This is a genomic window from Nocardioides sp. SRI_004, assembly GCF_057586415.1.
In genome coordinates this window covers 142,515-161,376 of record NZ_JBYCZV010000009.1, presented here as the reverse complement: position 1 = coordinate 161,376, position 18,862 = coordinate 142,515, and the positions used below count along the sequence as shown (strand labels likewise).

The 18,862-nt window shown below is 72.6% G+C and carries 18 protein-coding genes and 2 tRNA genes; 5 read left to right on the top strand and 15 right to left on the bottom strand.

All coding sequences use genetic code 11. The features are described from left to right. From AC2YHB_RS14380 to lpdA, 13 genes are all read right to left on the bottom strand, one after another. Nucleotides 1-351 (bottom strand): hypothetical protein, encoded by a 351-nt coding sequence (locus AC2YHB_RS14380; protein ID WP_036541705.1) that lies wholly within the window; start codon nt 349-351, stop codon nt 1-3. Between the two features lie 53 nt (nt 352-404). Continuing rightward, a complete protein-coding gene (locus AC2YHB_RS14375) occupies nt 405-1,601 on the bottom strand; it encodes an alpha/beta hydrolase (protein ID WP_036541707.1) in 1,197 nt (398 codons plus the stop codon). A 65-nt stretch (nt 1,602-1,666) separates the two neighbouring features. Then, nucleotides 1,667-3,070: a trigger factor gene (gene tig, locus AC2YHB_RS14370; RefSeq protein ID WP_179647790.1), complete on the bottom strand. Its 1,404-nt coding sequence runs from the start codon at nt 3,068-3,070 to the stop codon at nt 1,667-1,669. 67 nt (nt 3,071-3,137) lie between these two features. Beyond that, a tRNA-Pro gene (locus tag AC2YHB_RS14365) sits at nt 3,138-3,210 on the bottom strand. Between the two features lie 38 nt (nt 3,211-3,248). Further along, nucleotides 3,249-3,319 (bottom strand) — tRNA-Gly (locus tag AC2YHB_RS14360). Between the two features lie 76 nt (nt 3,320-3,395). After that, complete coding sequence (locus AC2YHB_RS14355) at nt 3,396-4,484, bottom strand: PP2C family protein-serine/threonine phosphatase (RefSeq protein ID WP_051931591.1); 1,089 nt, start codon at nt 4,482-4,484, stop codon at nt 3,396-3,398. Continuing rightward, nucleotides 4,439-5,293, bottom strand: a complete 855-nt coding sequence (locus tag AC2YHB_RS14350; RefSeq protein ID WP_487354187.1) for an Fpg/Nei family DNA glycosylase — start codon at nt 5,291-5,293, stop codon at nt 4,439-4,441. Before AC2YHB_RS14350 ends, AC2YHB_RS14355 begins: the two co-directional genes overlap by 46 nt. Next, entirely contained in the window at nt 5,293-5,799 is a 507-nt protein-coding gene (locus tag AC2YHB_RS14345; protein ID WP_179647792.1) for a ribose-5-phosphate isomerase, read from the bottom strand. The genes AC2YHB_RS14350 and AC2YHB_RS14345 overlap by 1 nt, the downstream gene beginning before the upstream one ends. A gap of 20 nt (nt 5,800-5,819) precedes the next feature. Beyond that, nucleotides 5,820-7,187, bottom strand: a complete 1,368-nt coding sequence (locus tag AC2YHB_RS14340; RefSeq protein ID WP_179647793.1) for an NAD(P)H-quinone dehydrogenase — start codon at nt 7,185-7,187, stop codon at nt 5,820-5,822. A 53-nt stretch (nt 7,188-7,240) separates the two neighbouring features. Beyond that, the gene (locus AC2YHB_RS14335; protein WP_179647794.1) at nt 7,241-7,954 is read right to left on the bottom strand and encodes a hypothetical protein; all 714 of its coding nucleotides are present in this window, start codon (nt 7,952-7,954) and stop codon (nt 7,241-7,243) included. Continuing rightward, nucleotides 7,938-9,704, bottom strand: coding sequence for a M91 family zinc metallopeptidase (locus AC2YHB_RS14330; protein ID WP_487354186.1), 1,767 nt, complete (start codon nt 9,702-9,704; stop codon nt 7,938-7,940). Before AC2YHB_RS14330 ends, AC2YHB_RS14335 begins: the two co-directional genes overlap by 17 nt. A 3-nt stretch (nt 9,705-9,707) precedes the next feature. Next, complete coding sequence (locus tag AC2YHB_RS14325) at nt 9,708-10,058, bottom strand: hypothetical protein (protein WP_051931593.1); 351 nt, start codon at nt 10,056-10,058, stop codon at nt 9,708-9,710. 119 nt (nt 10,059-10,177) lie between these two features. Further along, the gene (gene lpdA / locus AC2YHB_RS14320; RefSeq protein WP_036541721.1) at nt 10,178-11,578 is read right to left on the bottom strand and encodes a dihydrolipoyl dehydrogenase; all 1,401 of its coding nucleotides are present in this window, start codon (nt 11,576-11,578) and stop codon (nt 10,178-10,180) included. Nucleotides 11,579-11,695: 117 nt separating this feature from the next. Here lpdA and AC2YHB_RS14315 point away from each other — a divergent pair, with 117 nt between their 5' ends. The 5 genes from AC2YHB_RS14315 (at nt 11,696) to AC2YHB_RS14295 (ending at nt 16,957) form a co-directional block, all read left to right on the top strand. Then, nucleotides 11,696-12,886: a S8 family peptidase gene (locus AC2YHB_RS14315; protein WP_487354185.1), complete on the top strand. Its 1,191-nt coding sequence runs from the start codon at nt 11,696-11,698 to the stop codon at nt 12,884-12,886. Nucleotides 12,887-13,009: 123 nt separating this feature from the next. After that, entirely contained in the window at nt 13,010-14,203 is a 1,194-nt protein-coding gene (locus tag AC2YHB_RS14310; RefSeq protein ID WP_487354184.1) for a S8 family peptidase, read from the top strand. Between the two features lie 44 nt (nt 14,204-14,247). Continuing rightward, a complete protein-coding gene (locus tag AC2YHB_RS14305) occupies nt 14,248-14,700 on the top strand; it encodes a gamma-glutamylcyclotransferase family protein (RefSeq protein WP_036541723.1) in 453 nt (150 codons plus the stop codon). Between the two features lie 43 nt (nt 14,701-14,743). Beyond that, a complete protein-coding gene (locus AC2YHB_RS14300; protein WP_179647797.1) occupies nt 14,744-16,105 on the top strand; it encodes a YncE family protein in 1,362 nt (453 codons plus the stop codon). Between the two features lie 27 nt (nt 16,106-16,132). Further along, entirely contained in the window at nt 16,133-16,957 is an 825-nt protein-coding gene (locus tag AC2YHB_RS14295; RefSeq protein ID WP_179647798.1) for a purine-nucleoside phosphorylase, read from the top strand. Between the two features lie 30 nt (nt 16,958-16,987). On the opposite strand, the gene AC2YHB_RS14290 is transcribed toward AC2YHB_RS14295, so the two are convergent. Together AC2YHB_RS14290 and AC2YHB_RS14285 are read right to left on the bottom strand one after the other, a co-directional pair. Continuing rightward, entirely contained in the window at nt 16,988-17,815 is an 828-nt protein-coding gene (locus AC2YHB_RS14290) for an ABC transporter permease (RefSeq protein ID WP_487354183.1), read from the bottom strand. Next, a complete protein-coding gene (locus AC2YHB_RS14285) occupies nt 17,812-18,825 on the bottom strand; it encodes an ABC transporter ATP-binding protein (RefSeq protein WP_487354182.1) in 1,014 nt (337 codons plus the stop codon). Before AC2YHB_RS14285 ends, AC2YHB_RS14290 begins: the two co-directional genes overlap by 4 nt. Between the last annotated feature and the right edge of the window lie 37 nt (nt 18,826-18,862).

Genomic DNA, 18,862 nt, shown 5'->3' with positions numbered 1-18,862 from the left:
TCAGAACGAGGGCGTGAGGAAGGACAGCCACAGCACGACCGGCGCCCCGGCGACGACCACGGCGATGATCGCGAGCACCAGGCCCGCGGTGCGCCGGGCGAGCAGCCAGCCGAGGCCGGCCAGCAACGCGCCGGCTGCGCCGGGCACCGCGATCACCAGCGCGATGAGGTAGCCGATGCCGACGAGCGGGTCGTCCGACGTGCGCGCCGCCTCATCGGTGGCGATCCACGCCCAGGCGGCGAAGCCGAGCTCGAGGACGGCGAGGACCAGGGCGACGACGGCGGTCACGACTGCCGCGCGGCGGGTGGGCGCGTCGGGGCGGGCGGGGCTGTCGGGCGTGAGCGTCGTCATGCCTCCAGCGTCGTACGACGCCCGCGGCGGCGGATGAGTAGTCGGACTCAGTTTCAGCCTGCTGCAGCCGCCGGGACGGGCTCGGCGAGCCACCGCGTGAGCGCGGTGTGGACCTCGGGGTGGTTGAGCAGGCCGAAGTGGTCCGTGCGGGCGAGGTGGAGCACCTCGGCGCCGGGGAACAGCTCGGTGCCCCGGCGGTCGCGGCCGGTGGCCGAGCGGGGGGTGACGAGCAGGTCGCCGATGGCGCTGGCCACCGGGTGGCGGGGGGACCTGGTGAGGGTCGCGGAGACCAGCCGGTAGCGGGCGTGCGGCAGCGGCGGCACGTCCTGGGCCAGGCCCTCGATGAGGTCGTGGATGCCGGGCGCCTGGCGGTCGATGATCCGACCGAAGGCGGCGCTCTCGGGGAACCGGGCCAGACGACGGCTGGCCCGGTCGGCGCCGACGGCGAACCACGAGCCGAGGTGCGGGGTGCCGAGCGTGACGACGTCGGACACCAGCCGCGTCCACGGCGCGGGGGCGTCACCGTCGGCGACCACCGCCGAGGACGCCCGGATGATCAGCCCGCCCAGCGAGTGGCCGACGAGCGCGATCCGGGTGACCTCGGTCGGCCACGCGTCGACCAGGCGCTGCAGGAGGGACGCGAGCACGACGCCGTTCTCGCGCAGGGGCAGGCCGGTGTTGGCGCGGAGGTAGACAGGCGTCCAGCCGCGGCGGGCCAGCGTCTCGCCGTACGTCGAGCCGAGGCGGTCGCGGTGCCGGCGCCAGTAGTCCTCGGTCTCGCAGAGGCCGTGGAGGAAGACCACGAGCTGGCCGGTCGCGTCCCGGAAGTCGGCGGCGACCTGGCCCGGCGTCAGGACCACGTCGCGCCCGTCGCGGCGCACGGCCATCTCGATCGCCAGCTGCGGGCGTTCGCGGCGCAGCTCCTCCCCGATCAGGCCGTTGACGGCTGCGCTGACGAAGCGGCCGCGCGGGCCGTCCTCCAGGCGCGGCCCGAGGCCGGTCTCGGCGAGGCGGGACAGCCCGGCGCTCGCCCCGCGCAGCGAGACGCCCAGGGCGCCGTACACGGTGGCGGCGATGCCGCGGTGGAGCACCTCGGCGGGACGTCCGGCCGGCCCGAGGCCGAGGCCGACCGTGCCGTGCACGCGGCGGGAGATGGCCTCGTGGGTGTCACGCGCGGTCGCGACGACCAGGTCGTCGAGGACCGCCGTGGCCAGCGCTGCGGCGTCGACGAGGGTCGGTTGCTGCCTCATGAAAACGGAGACTACCCCGTTGAGTGCACAGTCGTACACTCAACGGGGTAGCGAAGCGACGAGGCTCAGGCCTCGGTGGTCTCCTCGGCGGCGGCCTCCGGGGCCTCCTCCGACGCCTCGGCGGCCTCGGCCTCCGGGTCGCCGATGCTGCCGTCGGCCTTGAGGTTCTTCAGCTCGAGGACGTTGCCGGCAGCGTCCTTGACCTCGGCACCCTCGACGAGCAGCTGCAGCGCCTTGCCGCGGCGGATCTCCTGGACCAGCTCGGGCACGTGGTTGTGCTCGAACATGTGGTTGACGAACTCCTGCGGGTCCTGGCCGGACTGCTGGGCGCGGCGGATCATGTGCTGGGTCAGCTCGCCCTGGTCGACACCGAGCTCCTCCTTGTCCGCGATCTCGTCGAGGAGGAACTGCGCGGCCACGGCGTCCCGGACCCGGCGCTCGAGGTCGGCCTCGAACTCCTCCTGGGTCTGGTTCTCCTCCTCGAGGTACTTCTCGAGGGTCAGGCCGGAGAACTGCAGCTGCTGCTCCAGGTTGGCGCGACGGGCGTTGAGCTCCTCGGTCACCATCGTCTCGGGCAGCGGGACCTCGACCTTCTCCAGCAGCGCCTCGAGGACGGCGTCGCGGGCGGCAGCGGCCTGCTCGAGGCGCTTGCCGCGGGTGAGCCGCTCGCGCACGTCCTCGCGGAGCTCCTCCAGGGTGTCGAACTCCGAGGCCTCCTGGGCGAAGTCGTCGTCCAGCTCGGGGAGCTCCTGCTCCTGGACCTGGGTGACCTTGACCTTGACCTCGACGTCCTGGCCGACGAGCTCGCCGCTGACCAGCTGCGTGGTGAAGGTCTTCTCCTCGTCGACCGCCATGCCGACCAGCGCGTCGTCGAGGCCGTCGATCATGCCGCCGTTGCCGACCTTGTAGGAGAAGCCGGCGATCTCGGCGCCGTCGACGACCTCGCCGTCGTTGGTGGCGACGAGGTCGATGACCACGAAGTCACCGTCCTGCACGGCGCGCTCGACGTCGCTCAGGGTGCCGAAGCGCTCGCGCAGGGCGTCGACCTGCTCGGCGACGTCCTCGTCGGTGACCGCCAGGTCGTCGACCGACGCCTCGAGGCCCTCGTACGACGGGAGGTCGATCTCGGGCTTGACGTCGACCTCGGCGGTGAACTCCAGGCCGTCGTTGTCCTCGAACTTCGTGACCTCGATGTCGGGCTGCGCCAGCGGGGTCAGGTTGTTCTCCTGCAGCGCCTCGACGTAGGCCTTCGGGAGGACCTCGTTGACGGCCTCGTCGAGGACGACGCCGCGGCCGACCTGGCGGTCGATGACCTGCGGCGGGACCTTGCCACGGCGGAAGCCGGGGACGTTGATCTGCTTCGCGATCTTCTGGTACGCCGCGTCGAGGCTCGGCTTGAGCTCCTCGAAGGGCACCTCGACGGTCAGCTTGGCCCGGGTCGGGCTCAAGGTCTCGACGGCGCTCTTCACAGGTGTTCTCCTACTGTCTGATGAATGGGCGCGGGCCGGGGCCCGCTGGTGCGATCGGGGTGATCTGTCGGGGCGACAGGACTCGAACCTGCGGTCTCCTGCTCCCAAAGCAGGCGCGCTAGCCACTACGCTACGCCCCGTCGAGCGGACCGCTGACGGGCAGCCGACCGCAACTTCGAGGGGATGACGGGAATCGAACCCGCGTAATCAGTTTGGAAGACTGAGGCTCTACCATTGAGCTACATCCCCGGATGCTCACGGCTCGCCCGCTGGCGCGCCGAAAGACCCGGGCAATCGTGCCACACGGCACCTACCGGGCCCCAACTCAGGGGCGTCGGTGGACGAGCAGCAGCGCGCGGTCGTCGTCCGGCGATCCGACGGCACCGACCAGCCGGTCGGCGAGCCCGTCCCACGACTTGCGCAGTAGCGACTCCGCCGCCCCCAGCATGTGGTCGATGCCGAGCTCGATGTCGCGCCGCGGCTCCTCGACCATCCCGTCGGTGTAGAGCAGCAGGCTGTCGCCCTGGTCGAGCTGGCCCCGGATGCAGGCGTACTCGACGTCCTCGACGATGCCGAGCACCGGCCCCTCCGCCTGCAGCATCTCCCACCGGCCCGAGCCCGCGTGCCGCTGGACCGCGGGCGGGTGCCCGGCGCTGCGCAGCTCGAAGACGCCCGTGGCGAGGTCGACGGAGACGTGGACGGCCGTGGCGAAGCCCTCCTCCCAGGCGCGCTGGAGGAGGTAGTCGTTGGCCGCGGGGAGGAAGCCCGCCGGAGGCAGCGCGCCGACGAGGCCACCCATCGCGCCGGACAGCTGCAGCGCCCGGGTCCCGGCCGCCTCGCCCTTGCCGGAGACGTCGACCACGACCAGCTCCAGGCTCTCGCGCCAACGGGTCGTCGCCACCACGAAGTCGCCGGCGAAGGGCGAGCCGCCGGCGGAGGACAGCGCCGACTCCACGAGCCACTCGCGCGGCAGGGTCGGGATCTCGCCCTGGGCGAGGATCCGGTCGCGCAGGTCGACCAGCATCGACTGGCCCCGCAGCGGCCCGACGCCGATCTGCCCGCGACGCAGGGACATCACGATGACCAGCACCGAGATCGTCGCCATCACGCCGAGCGCGGTCGCGATCCGGATCGTGTACTCCTCCTGCAGGACACCCGCGGTCACCAGCGTGAGGAGGATGTAGCCCGCGAACCACGGCAGCATCCGGCTGCTCAGGAACAGGATCCCGAGCACCAGCGGCAGGAAGATCAGGTTGATCGGGACGTCGACGGGCTCGAGCCAGATGCCGACGACCACGAGGGCGGCGAAGAGGGCCAGCACGGACGCGATCCCGAGGTCGCTCAGCACCCACCGCCGGAGGACGCGGATCATCGCGCCGCCCGGGAGCGGAAGGTGGGCTGGCAGCGGGCGCACCAGAAGAGGTTGCGCCCGCCCAGGACCTCGGTGCGGACGGCGCGCCCGCAGACGTGGCACGGCTGCCCCGCGCGCCGGTAGACGTAGACCTCGCCACCGTGGTCGTCCACGCGCGGCGGGCGCCCCATGGCCTCGGGCAGGTGGGCAGGCCGGACGGTGTCGATCCGCCCGGTGCGCACTCCCTCCCGCATCAGCACGACCAGATCGTCCCAGATCGCGCGCCATTGCGAGACGCGAAGCGTCCGGCCGGGCCGCATCGGGTGGATCCGGTGCCGGAAGAGCACCTCGGCGCGGTAGACGTTCCCGACGCCCGCGAGGACGGCCTGGTCCATCAGCAGCAACCCGATCGGGGCACTGCTGCGACCGATCCGCTCCCACGCCCGGTCCGGCTCCGCGTCCTCCCGCAACGGGTCCGGCCCGATCCGCGCGGTGACGGCGTCGCGCTCCGCGGCGGTGACCAGCTCGCACCGGGTCGGGCCGCGCAGGTCCGCGTACGCCGCCTGCTCCCCCGCACCGGCCGGGCGGACCAGGCGCAGCCGCACCTGGCCGACGGGCTCGGGGACGGCCGGCACGTCGTCGTACACGTCGAAGGTGCCGTAGAGGCCGAGGTGGACGTGCACGAAGCGCTCGCCCTCGAACCGGACGAACAGCTGCTTGCCCCACGCCTCGGCATCGAGCAGGCGGCTGCCGTCGACCTGGCGGGCGCCGGCGTCGAAGCGTCCCTGCGGGCTGCCGACACGGACGAGGCGGCGGCCGAAGACGGTCGTGATCTCGCCGGCCAGGCGATGGAGGGTGTGCCCCTCGGGCATCAGGCCTGGCCGTGCCCGAGAGCGGACTCGGGCAGCGGCGGGAGCTCACCCGTCGTCTCGTAGGACGCCATCTGGCCGATCCGGCGCACGTGGCGCTCGTCGCCGGGGAACGGCGTGCTGAGGAAGACCTCGACCAGCCGGGTCATCTCGTCGATGGTGTGCATGCGGCCACCGACGGCGACGACCCACGCGTCGTTGTGCTCGCGGGCCAGGCTGGCGGTCTCCTCCGACCACGCGAGCGCGGCGCGGATGCCCTTGACCTTGTTGGCGGCGATCTGCTCGCCGTTGCCCGAGCCGCCGATCACGACGCCCAGGCTGTCGAGCCCGGCCTCGCGGTCGGCGCGCACGCCCTCGGCGGCGCGCAGGCAGAAGACGGGGTAGTCGTCGAGCGCGTCGTAGACGAAGGGACCGTGGTCGACCGGCTCGTAGCCGTTGTCGGTCAGCCAGCTGGTGAGGTGGGACTTCAGCTCCAGGCCGGCGTGGTCGCAGCCGAGGTGAACGCGCATGGCCGCCATTCTCTCAGGCATCACGCCTGGTGGAGTCGGCGGGCCGCCTCCGCGATCGAGCCGCTGATCGACGGGTAGACGGTGAAGGTGTTGGCGAACTCGTCGGCCGTCAGCCGCTCCTTGACCGCGAGCGTCACCGGGTGGATCAGCTCGGAGGCCCGCGGGCCGACGACGACGCCGCCGAGCAGCACCCCGGAGCCCGGGCTGATGAAGAGCTTCACGAAGCCGTCGGTGATGCCCTGCATCTTGGCGCGCGCGTTGGTGGCGAGCGGCTGCAGGACGACCTCGGCGGCGGTCTTGCCCGCGTCGACCTGCTGCTGCGTCACGCCGACCGTCGCGATCTCCGGCGAGGTGAAGACGTTGGACGAGACGTCGCGCAGGTCGAGCGGCGCCACGGCGTCGCCGAGGAAGTGCCACATCGCGATCCGCCCCTGCATGGCGGCGACGGAGGCCAGCATGAACACGCCGGTGCAGTCGCCGGCGGCGTAGACACCGCGGGCCGAGGTGCGCGAGACCCGATCGACCTCGATGAAGCCGCCGTCGTCGAGCCGGACCCCGGCCTCCTCGAGCCCGAGTCCGGTCGTGTTGGGCACCGAGCCGAGGGCCAGGATGCAGTGCGAACCGGTGACCTCGCGGCCGTCGGCGAGCGTCACCGTGACCACGTCGCCGTCGCGGGCCACCGACTGCATGCGCGACTGGCCGAGCACGGTCATGCCGCGGCGGGTGGCGACGTCCTCGAGCACCTGGGCGGCGTCCTGGTCCTCGCCCGGCAGGATCCGCTCCCGCGAGGAGACGAGGGTGACCGGGATGCCGAGCGCCTGGTAGGCGCTGGCGAACTCGGCTCCGGTGACACCCGAGCCGACGACGATCATGTGCTCGGGCACCACGTCGAGGTCGTAGACCTGCTCCCAGGTGAGGATCCGCTCGCCGTCGGGCTGGGCGCTGGGGAGGGTCCGCGGCGCGGCGCCGGTCGCGACGAGGATCGCGTCGGCGTCGTACGACGACTCGGTGCCGTCGTCGTGGGTCGCGACCACCCGGGCGGGGCCGTCGAGCCGGCCCCGACCGTGGACGACGGTCACCCCCTCGCGGGCGAGCCGGCTCTCGATGTCGGCCGACTGGGCGAGCGCGAGCAGCTTCACCCGCGCGTTGACCTTCGCCAGGTCGACGCGCGGCGAGTCCACCTCGATGCCGAGCTGGCCCGCCTCGAGCAGGTCGGTCATCACCTCGGCGGTGGCGATCAGCGTCTTGCTCGGCACGCAGTCGGTCAGCACGGCCGAGCCGCCGATGCCGTCGGAGTCGACGACCACGACCTCCGCCCCGAGCTGCGCGGCGACCAGCGCCGACTCGTAGCCACCGGGTCCGCCGCCGACGATCACCACTCGGGTCATGGCCGTCATTCTTGCAGCCGGTGCCGGACGCCGGGACGCCGCCGGGGCGCCGGTCAGGGCAGGGCGACCGGCTCGGAGCACCGGGTCGTCTGGCCCTCGGCGGCCCGGCCGTGGTTGACCCGGGCGATGCCGCCGTCGTCCTTGAACCCCCAGGCGGGCTCGCGCCCCGAGAGCACCCCGACGCAGAACACGACCGACGTGGCCGGTTCGGGCAGCCGGACGTCGTCGCCGCCCGGCGCCGGGGGCGCGTAGGCCCGCAGGGGCAGCGGCATCCGCACGGTCTCGCCCAGCTCGCGACCGTCGCCGAGCTCGGTCACCCCGATCCACGGGAACGCGTCGCCGACCGCGTCGGCGGCCACCGGCAGCACGCGCTTGGCGAGCTCGACCCGGCCCGGCTCGTCCCCCGGCAGCACGTAGGTCTGGTCGGGACCGTCGGAGAGCCGGCCGGAGTCGTCGGGCACCCGGTTCGTGACCAGGACGGGCGCGCCCGAGCGGTTGGTCACCGACCACGTCACCACCACCGCGTCGGCGTCGACCTCGACCGACGCCTCGACGGCGAGCCGGGTGCTGTCGAGCGTCGCGGTCGGCGTCGGCGTCGTCGGGGCCGCCGGTCCGGCGCCCGGCCCCGTCGGGTCGCGGTCGTCCCGGTCGTCACGGTCGGTGCGGTCGCCACCACAGGCGGCGAGGGCACCGAGGACGACCGGGAGGAGCGCCGCGAGCGCCACCCTCCGGCGCGCCCGCCGCGGCCGGTCAGCTGTAGGACTCACGGCGGTCCCAGCCGAGCTCGTCACGCAGCCCGTTCTCGGTCAGGACCGCGGGGTGGTCCGGGTCGACGCGCTCGGGGGTCGACGGGTCGTGGTCGTGGTCGACCGGCAGCCCCACGGCGGTGCGCTCGCCCTGCGCGACGCCGTGGTCCACCGTCGCGTCACCGTCGTACGGCGTGCCGTCGAAGTTCTCGCTGAAGAAGTCGTAGATGTGCGCCATCTCGTGGTACAGCCCGGCGATCGGGGGCCGCCCCTCCCCCGAGCCCTGCCGGTGCGGGTTGTACTCGATGGTGCCGTCCTCGTGGGCGTAGTTGTTGTCCTCGCCGAGCTCGCGAATGGTGACGGTGTCGCGACCGATGCCCAGGAAGCCGGAGTCGTCGTGCTCCGCCTTGAGCCGGGCGAGCATCTCCTGGCCGGTCGGCGACGCGGCGAGCAGGTCCAGGTCGGCCTGGGTGCGCGCGACGAACTCCGGCGAGCCCTCGATCCGGATGAAGTCCGACAGGTCGTCCAGCTCGATCCGCACACGGGTCCGTGTCTCGACGTCGCCGGCGTGGGTGTCGCCGTCCTCGCCGTAGGCCGTGTCGCTGCCGCTGCCGCCGTACGTCGTGTCGTCGCCCCGGCCGGCGTAGGCGACGTCGTCGCCGGCCCCGCCGACGAGGGTGTCGTCGTCACGGCCGCCGGAGACCACGTCGTCACCGGCTCCGCCGAGGACCAGGTCGTCGCCCCGCGCGCCCTCGAGGTAGTCCTTCCCCTCGCCGCCCGCGACCGTGTCGTCGCCGTCGGTCCCGTAGACGGTGTCGTCGCCGTGCCCGCCGTAGAGCTGGTCGTCGCCACCCTCGCCGTCGAGGTAGTCGCGGTCGGCGCCACCGGAGACGTAGCTGTCGCCGCCGCCGGCGTCGACGCTGTCCTGGCCGTCGCCGCCGAGAACCGTGGTGTCGCCGTCGCTCGTGCTCCGGACCGTGTCGTTGCCCTCGCCACCGACGACGGTGACGTCGACGTCCGCGCTCGAGGAGACGGTGATCGTGTCGTTGCCGTCGCCGGCGCGGACGACGACCGTCTGCCCGACCGGCACGCGGTAGGGCACGCCGTTGACGATCACGAAGGTCACGCCGGTGGCCGGGTTGGTCCACACGGTGACCCGGTCGTCGCCGCTGCCCGTGTTGACGATCGTCTGGCCGCCGACGTTGAGGACGCCGACGCCGTCGGCGCCGGCGGGCACGTCGAAGCCGTCCTCCTGACCCGAGGCGACGCGCTGCCAGGTGGCCGCGATCGCCTCCCACTGGCCGGTGAGCTCCTTGAGCGCGGCATCGCACCGGCCGAGCTCGCCGTCGAGTGCCGAGCGGATCTGGGTCGCCTCCGCCTCGGCGTCCTTGACCCGCTTCTCCTCGGCATCGTCGGCCGGGTAGAAGGTCACCCAGCCCAGGAGGCCGAAGTGGCGGATGCCCGCGACCTTCGCCCACGACGCGTCCAGCTGCGACTCCGCCGAGCGCACGCTGCCCGCACCGTCGCGCAGGACCCGCGCGGCGTTCCGCGCGATCTCGCTCGCGGTGTCGAGGGACGCCACGATGCGCTGGCGGTGGCCGGCGTAGGAGTCGGCGGTCGCCCCCTCCCAGCCGGCGGCGTACACGGAGCGCGCGCCCTCGTTCACCCGGTCGCCGGAACCGCCGAGCAGGCCGTCCAGGTCCTCCCAGCCGGCGGCGGCCGCGTCGAGGTCGGGGGCGTCCTCGCCCAGCCGCCAGATCCCCAGTGCCATCGCCTACACCAGCCCCAGCAGGCCCTGCAGGAACGGGTTCGTCGTGACCTCGTCGCGCGTCGCCCGGCTGAGCCGGGCGGCCTCCTCGTCCTGTGCGGTCAGGTCGAACGCGGTCGTGTAGAGGTCGTCCATGTCGCCCTCGAGGACGGCCGCGAGCCGTCCGACCGCGAGGTCACCGGCGTCGACGCACGCGACGTGGCTGGCGACGAGGGCGGGACCGCCCGCGGAGTTGCCGGCCGCACCGGCGTCGACCTGCAGGGCGACCGCGCCGCTGCTCCAGCCCTTGTTGATGCCCTTCGACTCCGCAAGGCAGATGTCGGCCAGCTTGCAGAGGTCCTGTGGTGTGACCTGCATGGTCGCCTCCCGTCCGAGAACGTCGGGGTGGCGTCGTCTCCCCGACCGGACGGGACCTACCCCGGGAGCCCCGGGGCCAATCGCGTCCGGCCGGCGGAAGGTGTCGAGCCGGGCCGGCCCTACAGGTTGATCATGTGGCCGGCGATCCCGTGGATCGCCTCCTTGACGGCCTCGGACAGCGTCGGGTGGGCGAACACGTTGCGGCCCACCTCGTCGGCGGTCAGGTCCCACTTCTGCGCCAGGGTCAGCGCCGGCAGGAGCTCGGTCACGTCGGGGCCGATCATGTGGGCACCGAGGATCTCGTTGTGCTCGGCGTCCGCGACGATCTTCACGAAGCCGACGCCCTCGCCGAGGCCCTGGGCCTTGCCGTTGGCCGAGAACGGGAACGAGGCCGTCTTGACGTCGTACCCCTTGTCCTTGGCCTGCTGCTCGCTGTAGCCGAACGAGCCGATCTGGGGCTGGCAGTACGTCGCCCGCGGGACGAAGTCGTACTCGACCGGCATGGTCTCGGCACCCGCGAGGGTCTCGGCGGCGACGATGCCCATCGCCTCGGCGACGTGGGCGAGCATGAACTTCCCGGTGACGTCGCCGATGGCGTAGACGCCGTCGACGTTGGTGCGGCAGTACTCGTCGATCGCGATCGCGCCGCGGTCGGTCAGCGCGACACCGGCGGCCTCGAGGCCGTAGCCCTCGACGCGCGGGGCGAAGCCGAAGGCCGCGAGGAACTTGTCGGCCTCCAGGACCTGCTCGTCGCCACCGGCGGCCGGGGCGATGCGGACCTTGACGCCGGAGCCGGTGTCCTCGACGCCCTTGACGGCGGTCGAGGTCAGCACCTTCACGCCGAGCTTCTTGTAGTGCTTGGCGAGCTCCTTGGACACGTCGGCGTCCTCGGTCGGGACCATCCGGTCGAGGAACTCGACGATGGTCACGTCGACGCCGAAGTTCTTCAGCACGTAGGCGAACTCGACACCGATCGCGCCCGAGCCGCCGATGACGATCGACGACGGGAGGTTCTCGTCGAGGATCTGCTCCTCGTAGGTGACGATGTTCTTGCCGTTGGGCTCCACGCCCGGGACCGACCGGACGGTCGCGCCGGTGGCGAGGATCAGGTCGTCGCAGGTGTACTCGGCGGTCGAGCCGTCGTTGAGCGCCACCGAGATCGTCTTCGGACCGGTCAGGGTGCCCCAGCCGTCGACCTCGGTGATCTTGTTCTTCTTCATCAGGTAGTGGACGCCCTTGACGATGCCGGCGCTCACCTGGCGGGAGCGGGCGTGCGTCGGGCCGTAGGCCATCGTCGCGTCGCCCTCGATGCCGTACTTGGCCTTCTCGTGCGTCAGCGTGTGCGCCAGCTCGGCGTTCTTGAGCAGTGCCTTGGACGGGATGCAGCCCACGTTGAGGCACACACCGCCCCAGTACTTCTTCTCGATCACGGCAACGGACTTGCCGAGCTGGGCGGCGCGGATCGCGGCGACATACCCACCGGGGCCGGCACCGAGGACGAGGACATCGAAGTGGGTCACGACCCAAGCCTAGTAGGGGGTGTGCTTGTGTCTCACATCACGCTGGGGCAGAGTGCGGGCTACTCACCGGTACGGCGGCTGAAGGGGTCGCCGACCACGATCGAGGAGTGCTCCCCCATGTCTCGGATTCCCGGATTCCTTGCTGCCTGCGCGCTCGCGTGCGCGGGCCTCGCGGCCGTCCCGTCAGCCACCCAGGCCGCCCCCGCGGCCACGGAGGCGAGCGGGCCGGTCAAGGTGATCGTCACGCTCGAGCCGGGGGCCGACGCCCCCGCCGCGGCCCGCGCCCTCGCCACCCGGAGGGGCGGCAAGGTCACCCACGTCTACTCGCACGCCCTCAGGGGCTTCTCGGCGACCGTGCCGGACGCCCTGCTCACGCAGCTGAAGGGCGACCCGCGGGTCCGCTCGGTCGAGCTCGACCTGCCGGTGCGGATCAGCGACACCCAGACCCCCACGCCGAGCTGGGGTCTGGACCGCGTCGACCAGCGCAACCTCCCGCTCGACAGCTCCTACTCGTCGACGGCCACCGGGCAGGGCGTCGACGTGTACGTCGTCGACACCGGCATCCTGACCACCCACCCCGACTTCGGCGGTCGCGCGGTCTCCGGCACCGACACGGTCGACAACGACGGCAACGCCACCGACTGCAACGGTCACGGGACCCACGTGTCGGGCACGATCGGCGGCTCGTCGTACGGCCTCGCCAAGAACGCGCACCTGATCGGCGTGCGCGTCCTCGACTGCAACGGCTCGGGCGCCACCTCGGGCGTCGTCGCCGGCCTCGACTGGGTCGTCGCCCACCACCAGGCCGGCCAGCCGGCCGCGGCCAACATGAGCCTCGGCGGTGGCGCCTCGACCGCGCTGGACGCCGCCGTCAACCGGGTCATCGCCGACGGGGTGACCATGGCGGTCGCCGCGGGCAACGAGAACACCGACGCGTGCACGAAGTCGCCCGCCCGGGTCCCGAACGCGCTCACCGTCGCCGCCAGCGACCGCAACGACGCCCGCGCCAGCTTCTCCAACCGCGGCACCTGCGTCGACCTGTTCGCGCCCGGTGTCGACATCACCTCCGCGTGGCTGGCCAATGGCACCAACACGATCAGCGGTACGTCGATGGCGACCCCGCACGTGGCCGGCGCCGCCGCGCTCTACCTGGAGTCCCACCCGTCCGCGACGCCGGCGGCCGTCGGCACCGCCATCGTCGGGGCGAGCACGAAGAACAAGGTCACCGGGACCGCGCGCACGTGCGTGCTGCTGGTCGTCTGCTCCCCCGCCACGCCGGCCAACCACCTGCTGTACACCGGCAGCTGAGGCTCGTCGAGGTACCGGATCACGACACGCGCCTCCCGGCCCGACCGTCACGTCGGGCCGGGAGGCGCGTTGTTCCTGCGGGGGACGTCGTGGGGGCGCGCCCGGACAGGAGTTGGTCCGACGATGATGCGCATCGGCAGTGTGGTTCTCGCGAGCGTGCTCGCGCTCGGCTGTCAGGCGGTGGCCGCACCGGCTCCCGCACCGGCCCGGGCTCCTGTGACGGCGGCGCCGGCGGGGCTCCTCGACGTGGTCGTCACGCTGCAGCCCGGCACCGACCCGGCCGCGGCCGCCCGTTCGCTGGTGACCAGCCGCGGTGGGCAGGTCACGGCCCTGTTCTCCAGCGCCGTCGACGGCTTCGCCGCCACGCTGACCGACTCGCTCCTGACGCTCCTGCGCGGTGACGCCCGGGTCCGCTCGGTGGAGCTCGAGAAGACCTACCGCACCACCGCCACCCAGACCCCGACGCCGAGCTGGGGCCTGGACCGGATCGACCAGCGCTCGCTGCCCCTGAACCGCGCCTACACCTACGCCCGCACCGGCTCCCGGGTGAACGTCTACGTGGTCGACACCGGGCTCCAGACCGGTCATCCCGACTTCGGCGGCCGGGCCGTGTCCGGCACCGACACCGTCGACCGCGACCGGACCGCCCAGGATTGCAACGGCCACGGCACCCACGTCGCGGGGACGGCCGGCGGATCGCGGTACGGCGTCGCGAAGCGGGTGCGCCTGATCGGCGTACGGGTGCTCGACTGCGCGGGCAGCGGCGAGACCTCGCAGGTCGTCGCGGGCCTCGACTGGGTGGTGCGCCACCACCGCGCGGGCCAGCCGGCGGTCGTGAACATGAGCCTCAGCGGGCCGGTGTCGGCGGCGATGGACACCGCCGTGCGCAACGTGATCGCCGACGGGGTGAGCGTCGTCGTGGCGGCCGGCAACGACAACGTCGACGCGTGCAAGACCTCACCCGCCCGGGTGCCCGGCGTGCTGACCGTCGCGGCCTCCGACCGCACCGACGCGCGGGCGACCTTCTCCAATTGGGGCACCTGCGTCGACCTCTTCGCCCCCGGCGTCGAGATCACCTCGGACTGGAAGGGCAGCACGACCCGGACGATCAGCGGCACCTCGATGGCCACGCCGCACGTCGTCGGCGCGGCCGCCCTCTACCTCGACGCGCACCCGAGCGCGTCGCCGGCGACGGTGCACTCCGCCATCGTCGGTGCGACGAGCAAGGGCAAGGTCACGGGCGCGGAGAGGCAGTGCCTGCTGCTCCTCTGCTCGGCCGGCACCCCGAACAGCGGACTGCTCTACGTGCCGCGCTGATCCGGCTGCCCGGGACGGCGTGCTCCACGCACTAACCTGACCGGGTGACGACGTACGCCGCCTACGGGACCAACCTCGATCCCCTCCGGATGGGCGAGCGGTGCCCGCACTCCCCGTTGCAGACGACGGGGTGGCTGACCGGGTGGCGGCTGACCTTCGGCGGCGAGGAGCACGGCTGGGACGGCGCGCTCGCGACGATCGTCCAGGACCCGACCACCGCCGTGTACGTCGCCGTGTACGACGTCAGCCCGCTCGACGAGCCGAACCTCGACCAGTGGGAGTCGGCCGACTCCGGCCTCTACCGCAAGACGAAGGTCCGGGTCTCGACCATGGTCGGCGAGATCGTGGCGTGGACCTACGTGCTCGACGCCTACGAGGGCGGGCTGCCCTCGGCGTCGTACCTCGGGGTGATCGCGGACGCCGCCGAGTCGGCCGATGCCCCGGCCGACTACGTCGAGGCGCTGCGCCGGCGCGACTGCCGCTCCACCGGCCTCTGACGGGGAGGCCGTACCCCCGGCGAACCTGAATCGTTGTCAGGTAATGCTGCGTCGTCTCACCCTGGCCACGACCGCCACCGCCCTGTGCGTCGCCTCGCTCGCCCTCGTGCCCGGCGCGGCCCCCGCGCAGGAGCCGCCCACGCGGCTGCGTGACGTGATGTGGGTCGGCAACAACTGGGCCGGCACGGCCAGCATCGTCGACGCCGACGACTTCACCGTGCTGAAGCGGGGCGTGGACCTGATCCCGGACAAGGCGCAGGAGCTCGCCGACATCCGCAAGGACCTGGTCGCGCAGGCCTACTTCCTGCTGATCCGCTACGGCCCCGGCGAGGGCCACGACCAGTTCGTCGACGACATGTTCACCACCCGCGACGGCCGCTACCTCGCCGTGTCGCGGCCGAGCTTCGCCGACGTCGTGTGGATCGACATCGCGAAGGCGACGGCCGGCGACCCGGACTCGATCGTGCGCGAGCAGCCGATGGACGGGCACCGCAGCGACCACATGGCCGTCTCCCCCGACGGCCGGCGGCTGCTGGTGTCGGACTCGACCGAGCGCCAGGTCATCGAGTTCTCGATGGTCGACGAGGTCCTCCCCGACGGGACCGTGGTCACGATGGGCGACCGGATGCGCACCTTCGCCTCGGGCGAGACGCCCCACGAGAGCAACTACACCCGCGACGGCGAGCAGATCTTCCACGCCTCGATCGGGCTGGTCTACACGCCGGGTGACCTGCCGCTGCTCGACGGCCTCAAGGGCGACCGCTGGTTCCAGGTGGTGCGCAGCTCGGACTTCTCGGTCCAGCGCCGCTGGGGCATCGGGCGCGAGCTGGCCGAGGCCGGCTACCCGGACATGAGCAGCGCCGTACGACCGATGGCGGTCTCGCCCGACGAGCGCTACGTCTACTTCCAGGTCTCCTTCTTCCACGGGTTCGTCGAGTTCGACACCCAGGCGCCCGACCTCAACGGCAGGACCGACTACAAGCTCGGCGGCGTCCCCGAGCCGGCGGTCGGTGCCGTCACCCGGCTGGTGCCGCTGCCCAACCGCGTGCCCAAGATGCCGCGCGAGCAGTACGTGAACGACTCGGCCCACCACGGCCTGTCGATCAACGCCGACGGCGACACGCTGTGCGTCGCCGGGACGATGGACGACTACGCGGCCCTGGTCGACCGGGAGTCGGGCCGCTACCGGATCTTCGACGAGGCGACCACCGGTCACACCTACCTGAAGCCGTACTGGACCACCGAGGGCCTCCACGACACCTGCTGGGTCTCGCTGTCCGGCAGCGACGCCGTCGCCGTGATCGACACCGAGACCGGCGAGGAGCTCGCCTACCGCGAGGTCGGCGACCACCCCCAGCGGGTGCGGCACGGGTTCGTGCCGGAGGCCCTCGTCGACACGTGGTGACGGGCCGTTGACGAGTAGTCTCGCCGCGTGAACGACACGCCCTCGCCGTACGCCCTGGCCGAAGAGGCCGCCGCCCGCCTCGCCGAGCTGACGGGGGTCGCCCGCCACGACGTCGCGCTGGTCCTCGGCTCCGGCTGGCTGCCGGCCGCCGAGGCGCTGGACCCGACGGGCGAGAACACGACCGAGATCTCCGTGACGGACCTCCCCGGCTTCGGTGCGTCGGCCGTCGTCGGCCACTCCGGCAAGGTCCGCTCGATCCGGCTGCCCGGCGAGGACGGCGACCGGCACCTGCTCGCCTTCCTGAGCCGCACGCACTACTACGAGGGCAAGGGCGTCCCGGCCGTCGTCCACGGCGTCCGTACGGCGGCCGCCGCGGGCTGCCGCGCGATCGTGCTCACCAACGGCTGCGGCGGCCTCAAGGAGACCTGGACGCCCGGCACCCCGGTGCTGATCAGCGACCACATCAACCTCACCGGCCAGTCCCCCATCGTCGGCGCCAACTTCGTCGACCTCACCGACCTGTACTCCCCGCGGCTGCGCGAGCTGTGCCGCGAGGTCGAGCCGAGCCTCGACGAGGGCGTCTACGTCCAGTTCACCGGCCCTCACTACGAGACCCCGGCCGAGGTGCGGATGGCCGGCATCCTCGGCGGGCACCTGGTCGGCATGAGCACGACGCTCGAGGCGATCGCGGCCCGGGAGGCCGGGATGGAGATCCTCGGCATCAGCCTGGTCACCAACCTCGCCGCCGGCCTGAGCGGCGAGCCGCTCGACCACGCCGAGGTGCTCGAGGCCGGTCGCGCCGCGGCCACCCGGATGGGGGCACTGCTCGGCGAGGTCGTCCCGCGGATCTGAGACCCGCGGGACGACCTGGGGAGCCGGCGCTCAGCTGGCGCGATCCATCGTCCGCACGCCTGCCCACAGCCCGAGCGCACCCACCACGAACGACGCGGCGAAGCCGGAGACGATCGTGTCCACCGGGAACGAGCCGGCGAACAGCGCGCGCTCGGCGTCCACGAGGTACTTCAGCGGGTTGAGGTCGGACGCGGTCTGCAGCCAGCCGGGGGCGCCGTCGAGCGGGAGCAGCACGCCGGCGAGCAGCAGGAGCGGGAAGATCACGGTCTGCTGGACGGTCCAGAAGATCCACGCCTGCTCCTTCGCGGCGATCGCGAGCGCGAGGCTCAGCGCGCCGAGGCCGACGCTGAAGGGCACCAGCACGACGATGCCGAGAAGCACGCCGCCCAGGTGCAGGTCGAAGGCGAAGGGCGCCACGACCGCGACGATGATCGCGGTCTGAAGGACGAGCGGCACCATCTCCCGCAGCGCCTTGCCGATCATCAGCGAGGAGCGGCGCACCGGCGAGACGAGCAGCCGCTCGAACGAGCCGCTGATGATCTCCTCCGACAGGTTGGCGCCAGTGAAGGACGCGCTCATCAGCGCGGTCATCGCGACGATGCCGGGCACGAACCACTGCAGCGCGGAGCCGTCCGGGCTCTCCGGCAGCAGCGGCGCGAACAGGCCGAGGAACACCAGCGGCTGCACCATGGCGAACAGGACGGACGCCGGCTGGCGGAGCACCGGCTGGAGCTCACGGAGCAGGACGTTCCAGATGTCGGCGGCGAGGCCGACGGGCCGCGCCGCGACAGGGGTACGACGGCGGGCGGGCACGGTGGGGGCGGCGCCGCCCAGGTCGGTGGTCATCTCGATGGTCATGCCGCTGCTCCTTCGCTGGGGGTGGACTGGTTCTCGCGCAGGCTGCGCCCGGTGAGGTTGAGGAAGACGTCGTCGAGGGTCGGCCCGACGACCTCGAGGCGGGTGACCGGCGTACCGGCGGCCGCCAGGTCGGCGACCAGGGCGGGGGCGGCGTCGCGCCCGAAGGCGGCCCGCAGCTCGACGTGGCTGCCGGTCACGACCACCTGTGCGCCGGCGACGCGGTCGGCCCGCTCCGCGGCGGCCCGGGCGGCGTCGGCGGAGGCGAAGTCCATCGCGACCAGGTCGCCGAGCGCCGACTTGAGCGCGGCGGCCGAGTCGTCGGCGATGACCTGTCCGTGGTCGATGACGATGACGCGGCCGGCGAGCGCGTCGGCCTCCTCGAGGTAGTGCGTGGTCAGCACGATCGTGGTCCCGAGCTCGGCGTTCAGGCGGCGCACCTGCTCCTGGAGGTTGACCCGGTTCTGCGGGTCGAGGCCCGTGGAGGGCTCGTCGAGGAACAGGATCGGCGGCTCCTGGACGAGGCCGATGGCGACGTCGAGCCGGCGGCGCTGGCCGCCGGAGAGCCGGGCGACCGGGCGGTCGGCGTGCTCGGTCAGGTCGAACGCCTCCAGCAGCTCCTCGGTCCGCGCGCGGGCGTCCTGCCGGGACAGGCCGTGCGCCCGGGCCTGGCTCATCACCTCGTCGCGGCCGCGGAACTGGTGGCCGGCGGCGTTGCCCTGGCCGACGTACCCGATCGAGCGGCGGACCGCGGCGCGCTCGCGGACGACGTCGTGGCCGGCGACCTCGGCGGTGCCGGAGGTGGGGGCGATGAGCGTCGTCAGCATCCGCAGGGTCGTCGACTTGCCGGCGCCGTTGGGGCCGAGGAAGGCGACCAGCTCGCCGGCCGCCACCTCCAGGTCGAGGCCGCGCACGGCCTCGATCGTCTGCTTGCTGCGCGTGTAGTGGCGGGTCAGTCCGGAGGTGCGGATGACCGGGCCGCTGCTGCCTGTCCTGCTCGTGTTCTTCTCCATGACCACCACGCTAGGAACGTTTTAGGTCAACTTCTGT

What these genes read in the sequence shown, in the direction of transcription:
- AC2YHB_RS14380 (WP_036541705.1), bottom strand. Translation starts at nt 351, where the DNA reads ATGACGACGCTCACGCCCGACAGCCCCGCCCGCCCCGACGCGCCCACC.
- AC2YHB_RS14375 (WP_036541707.1), bottom strand. Translation starts at nt 1,601, where the DNA reads ATGAGGCAGCAACCGACCCTCGTCGACGCCGCAGCGCTGGCCACGGCG.
- AC2YHB_RS14350 (WP_487354187.1), bottom strand. Translation starts at nt 5,293, where the DNA reads ATGCCCGAGGGGCACACCCTCCATCGCCTGGCCGGCGAGATCACGACC.
- AC2YHB_RS14345 (WP_179647792.1), bottom strand. Translation starts at nt 5,799, where the DNA reads ATGCGCGTTCACCTCGGCTGCGACCACGCCGGCCTGGAGCTGAAGTCC.
- AC2YHB_RS14340 (WP_179647793.1), bottom strand. Translation starts at nt 7,187, where the DNA reads ATGACCCGAGTGGTGATCGTCGGCGGCGGACCCGGTGGCTACGAGTCG.
- AC2YHB_RS14330 (WP_487354186.1), bottom strand. Translation starts at nt 9,704, where the DNA reads ATGGCACTGGGGATCTGGCGGCTGGGCGAGGACGCCCCCGACCTCGAC.
- AC2YHB_RS14325 (WP_051931593.1), bottom strand. Translation starts at nt 10,058, where the DNA reads ATGCAGGTCACACCACAGGACCTCTGCAAGCTGGCCGACATCTGCCTT.
- AC2YHB_RS14315 (WP_487354185.1), top strand. Translation starts at nt 11,696, where the DNA reads ATGTCTCGGATTCCCGGATTCCTTGCTGCCTGCGCGCTCGCGTGCGCG.
- AC2YHB_RS14310 (WP_487354184.1), top strand. Translation starts at nt 13,010, where the DNA reads ATGATGCGCATCGGCAGTGTGGTTCTCGCGAGCGTGCTCGCGCTCGGC.
- AC2YHB_RS14300 (WP_179647797.1), top strand. Translation starts at nt 14,744, where the DNA reads ATGCTGCGTCGTCTCACCCTGGCCACGACCGCCACCGCCCTGTGCGTC.
- AC2YHB_RS14290 (WP_487354183.1), bottom strand. Translation starts at nt 17,815, where the DNA reads ATGACCATCGAGATGACCACCGACCTGGGCGGCGCCGCCCCCACCGTG.
- AC2YHB_RS14285 (WP_487354182.1), bottom strand. Translation starts at nt 18,825, where the DNA reads ATGGAGAAGAACACGAGCAGGACAGGCAGCAGCGGCCCGGTCATCCGC.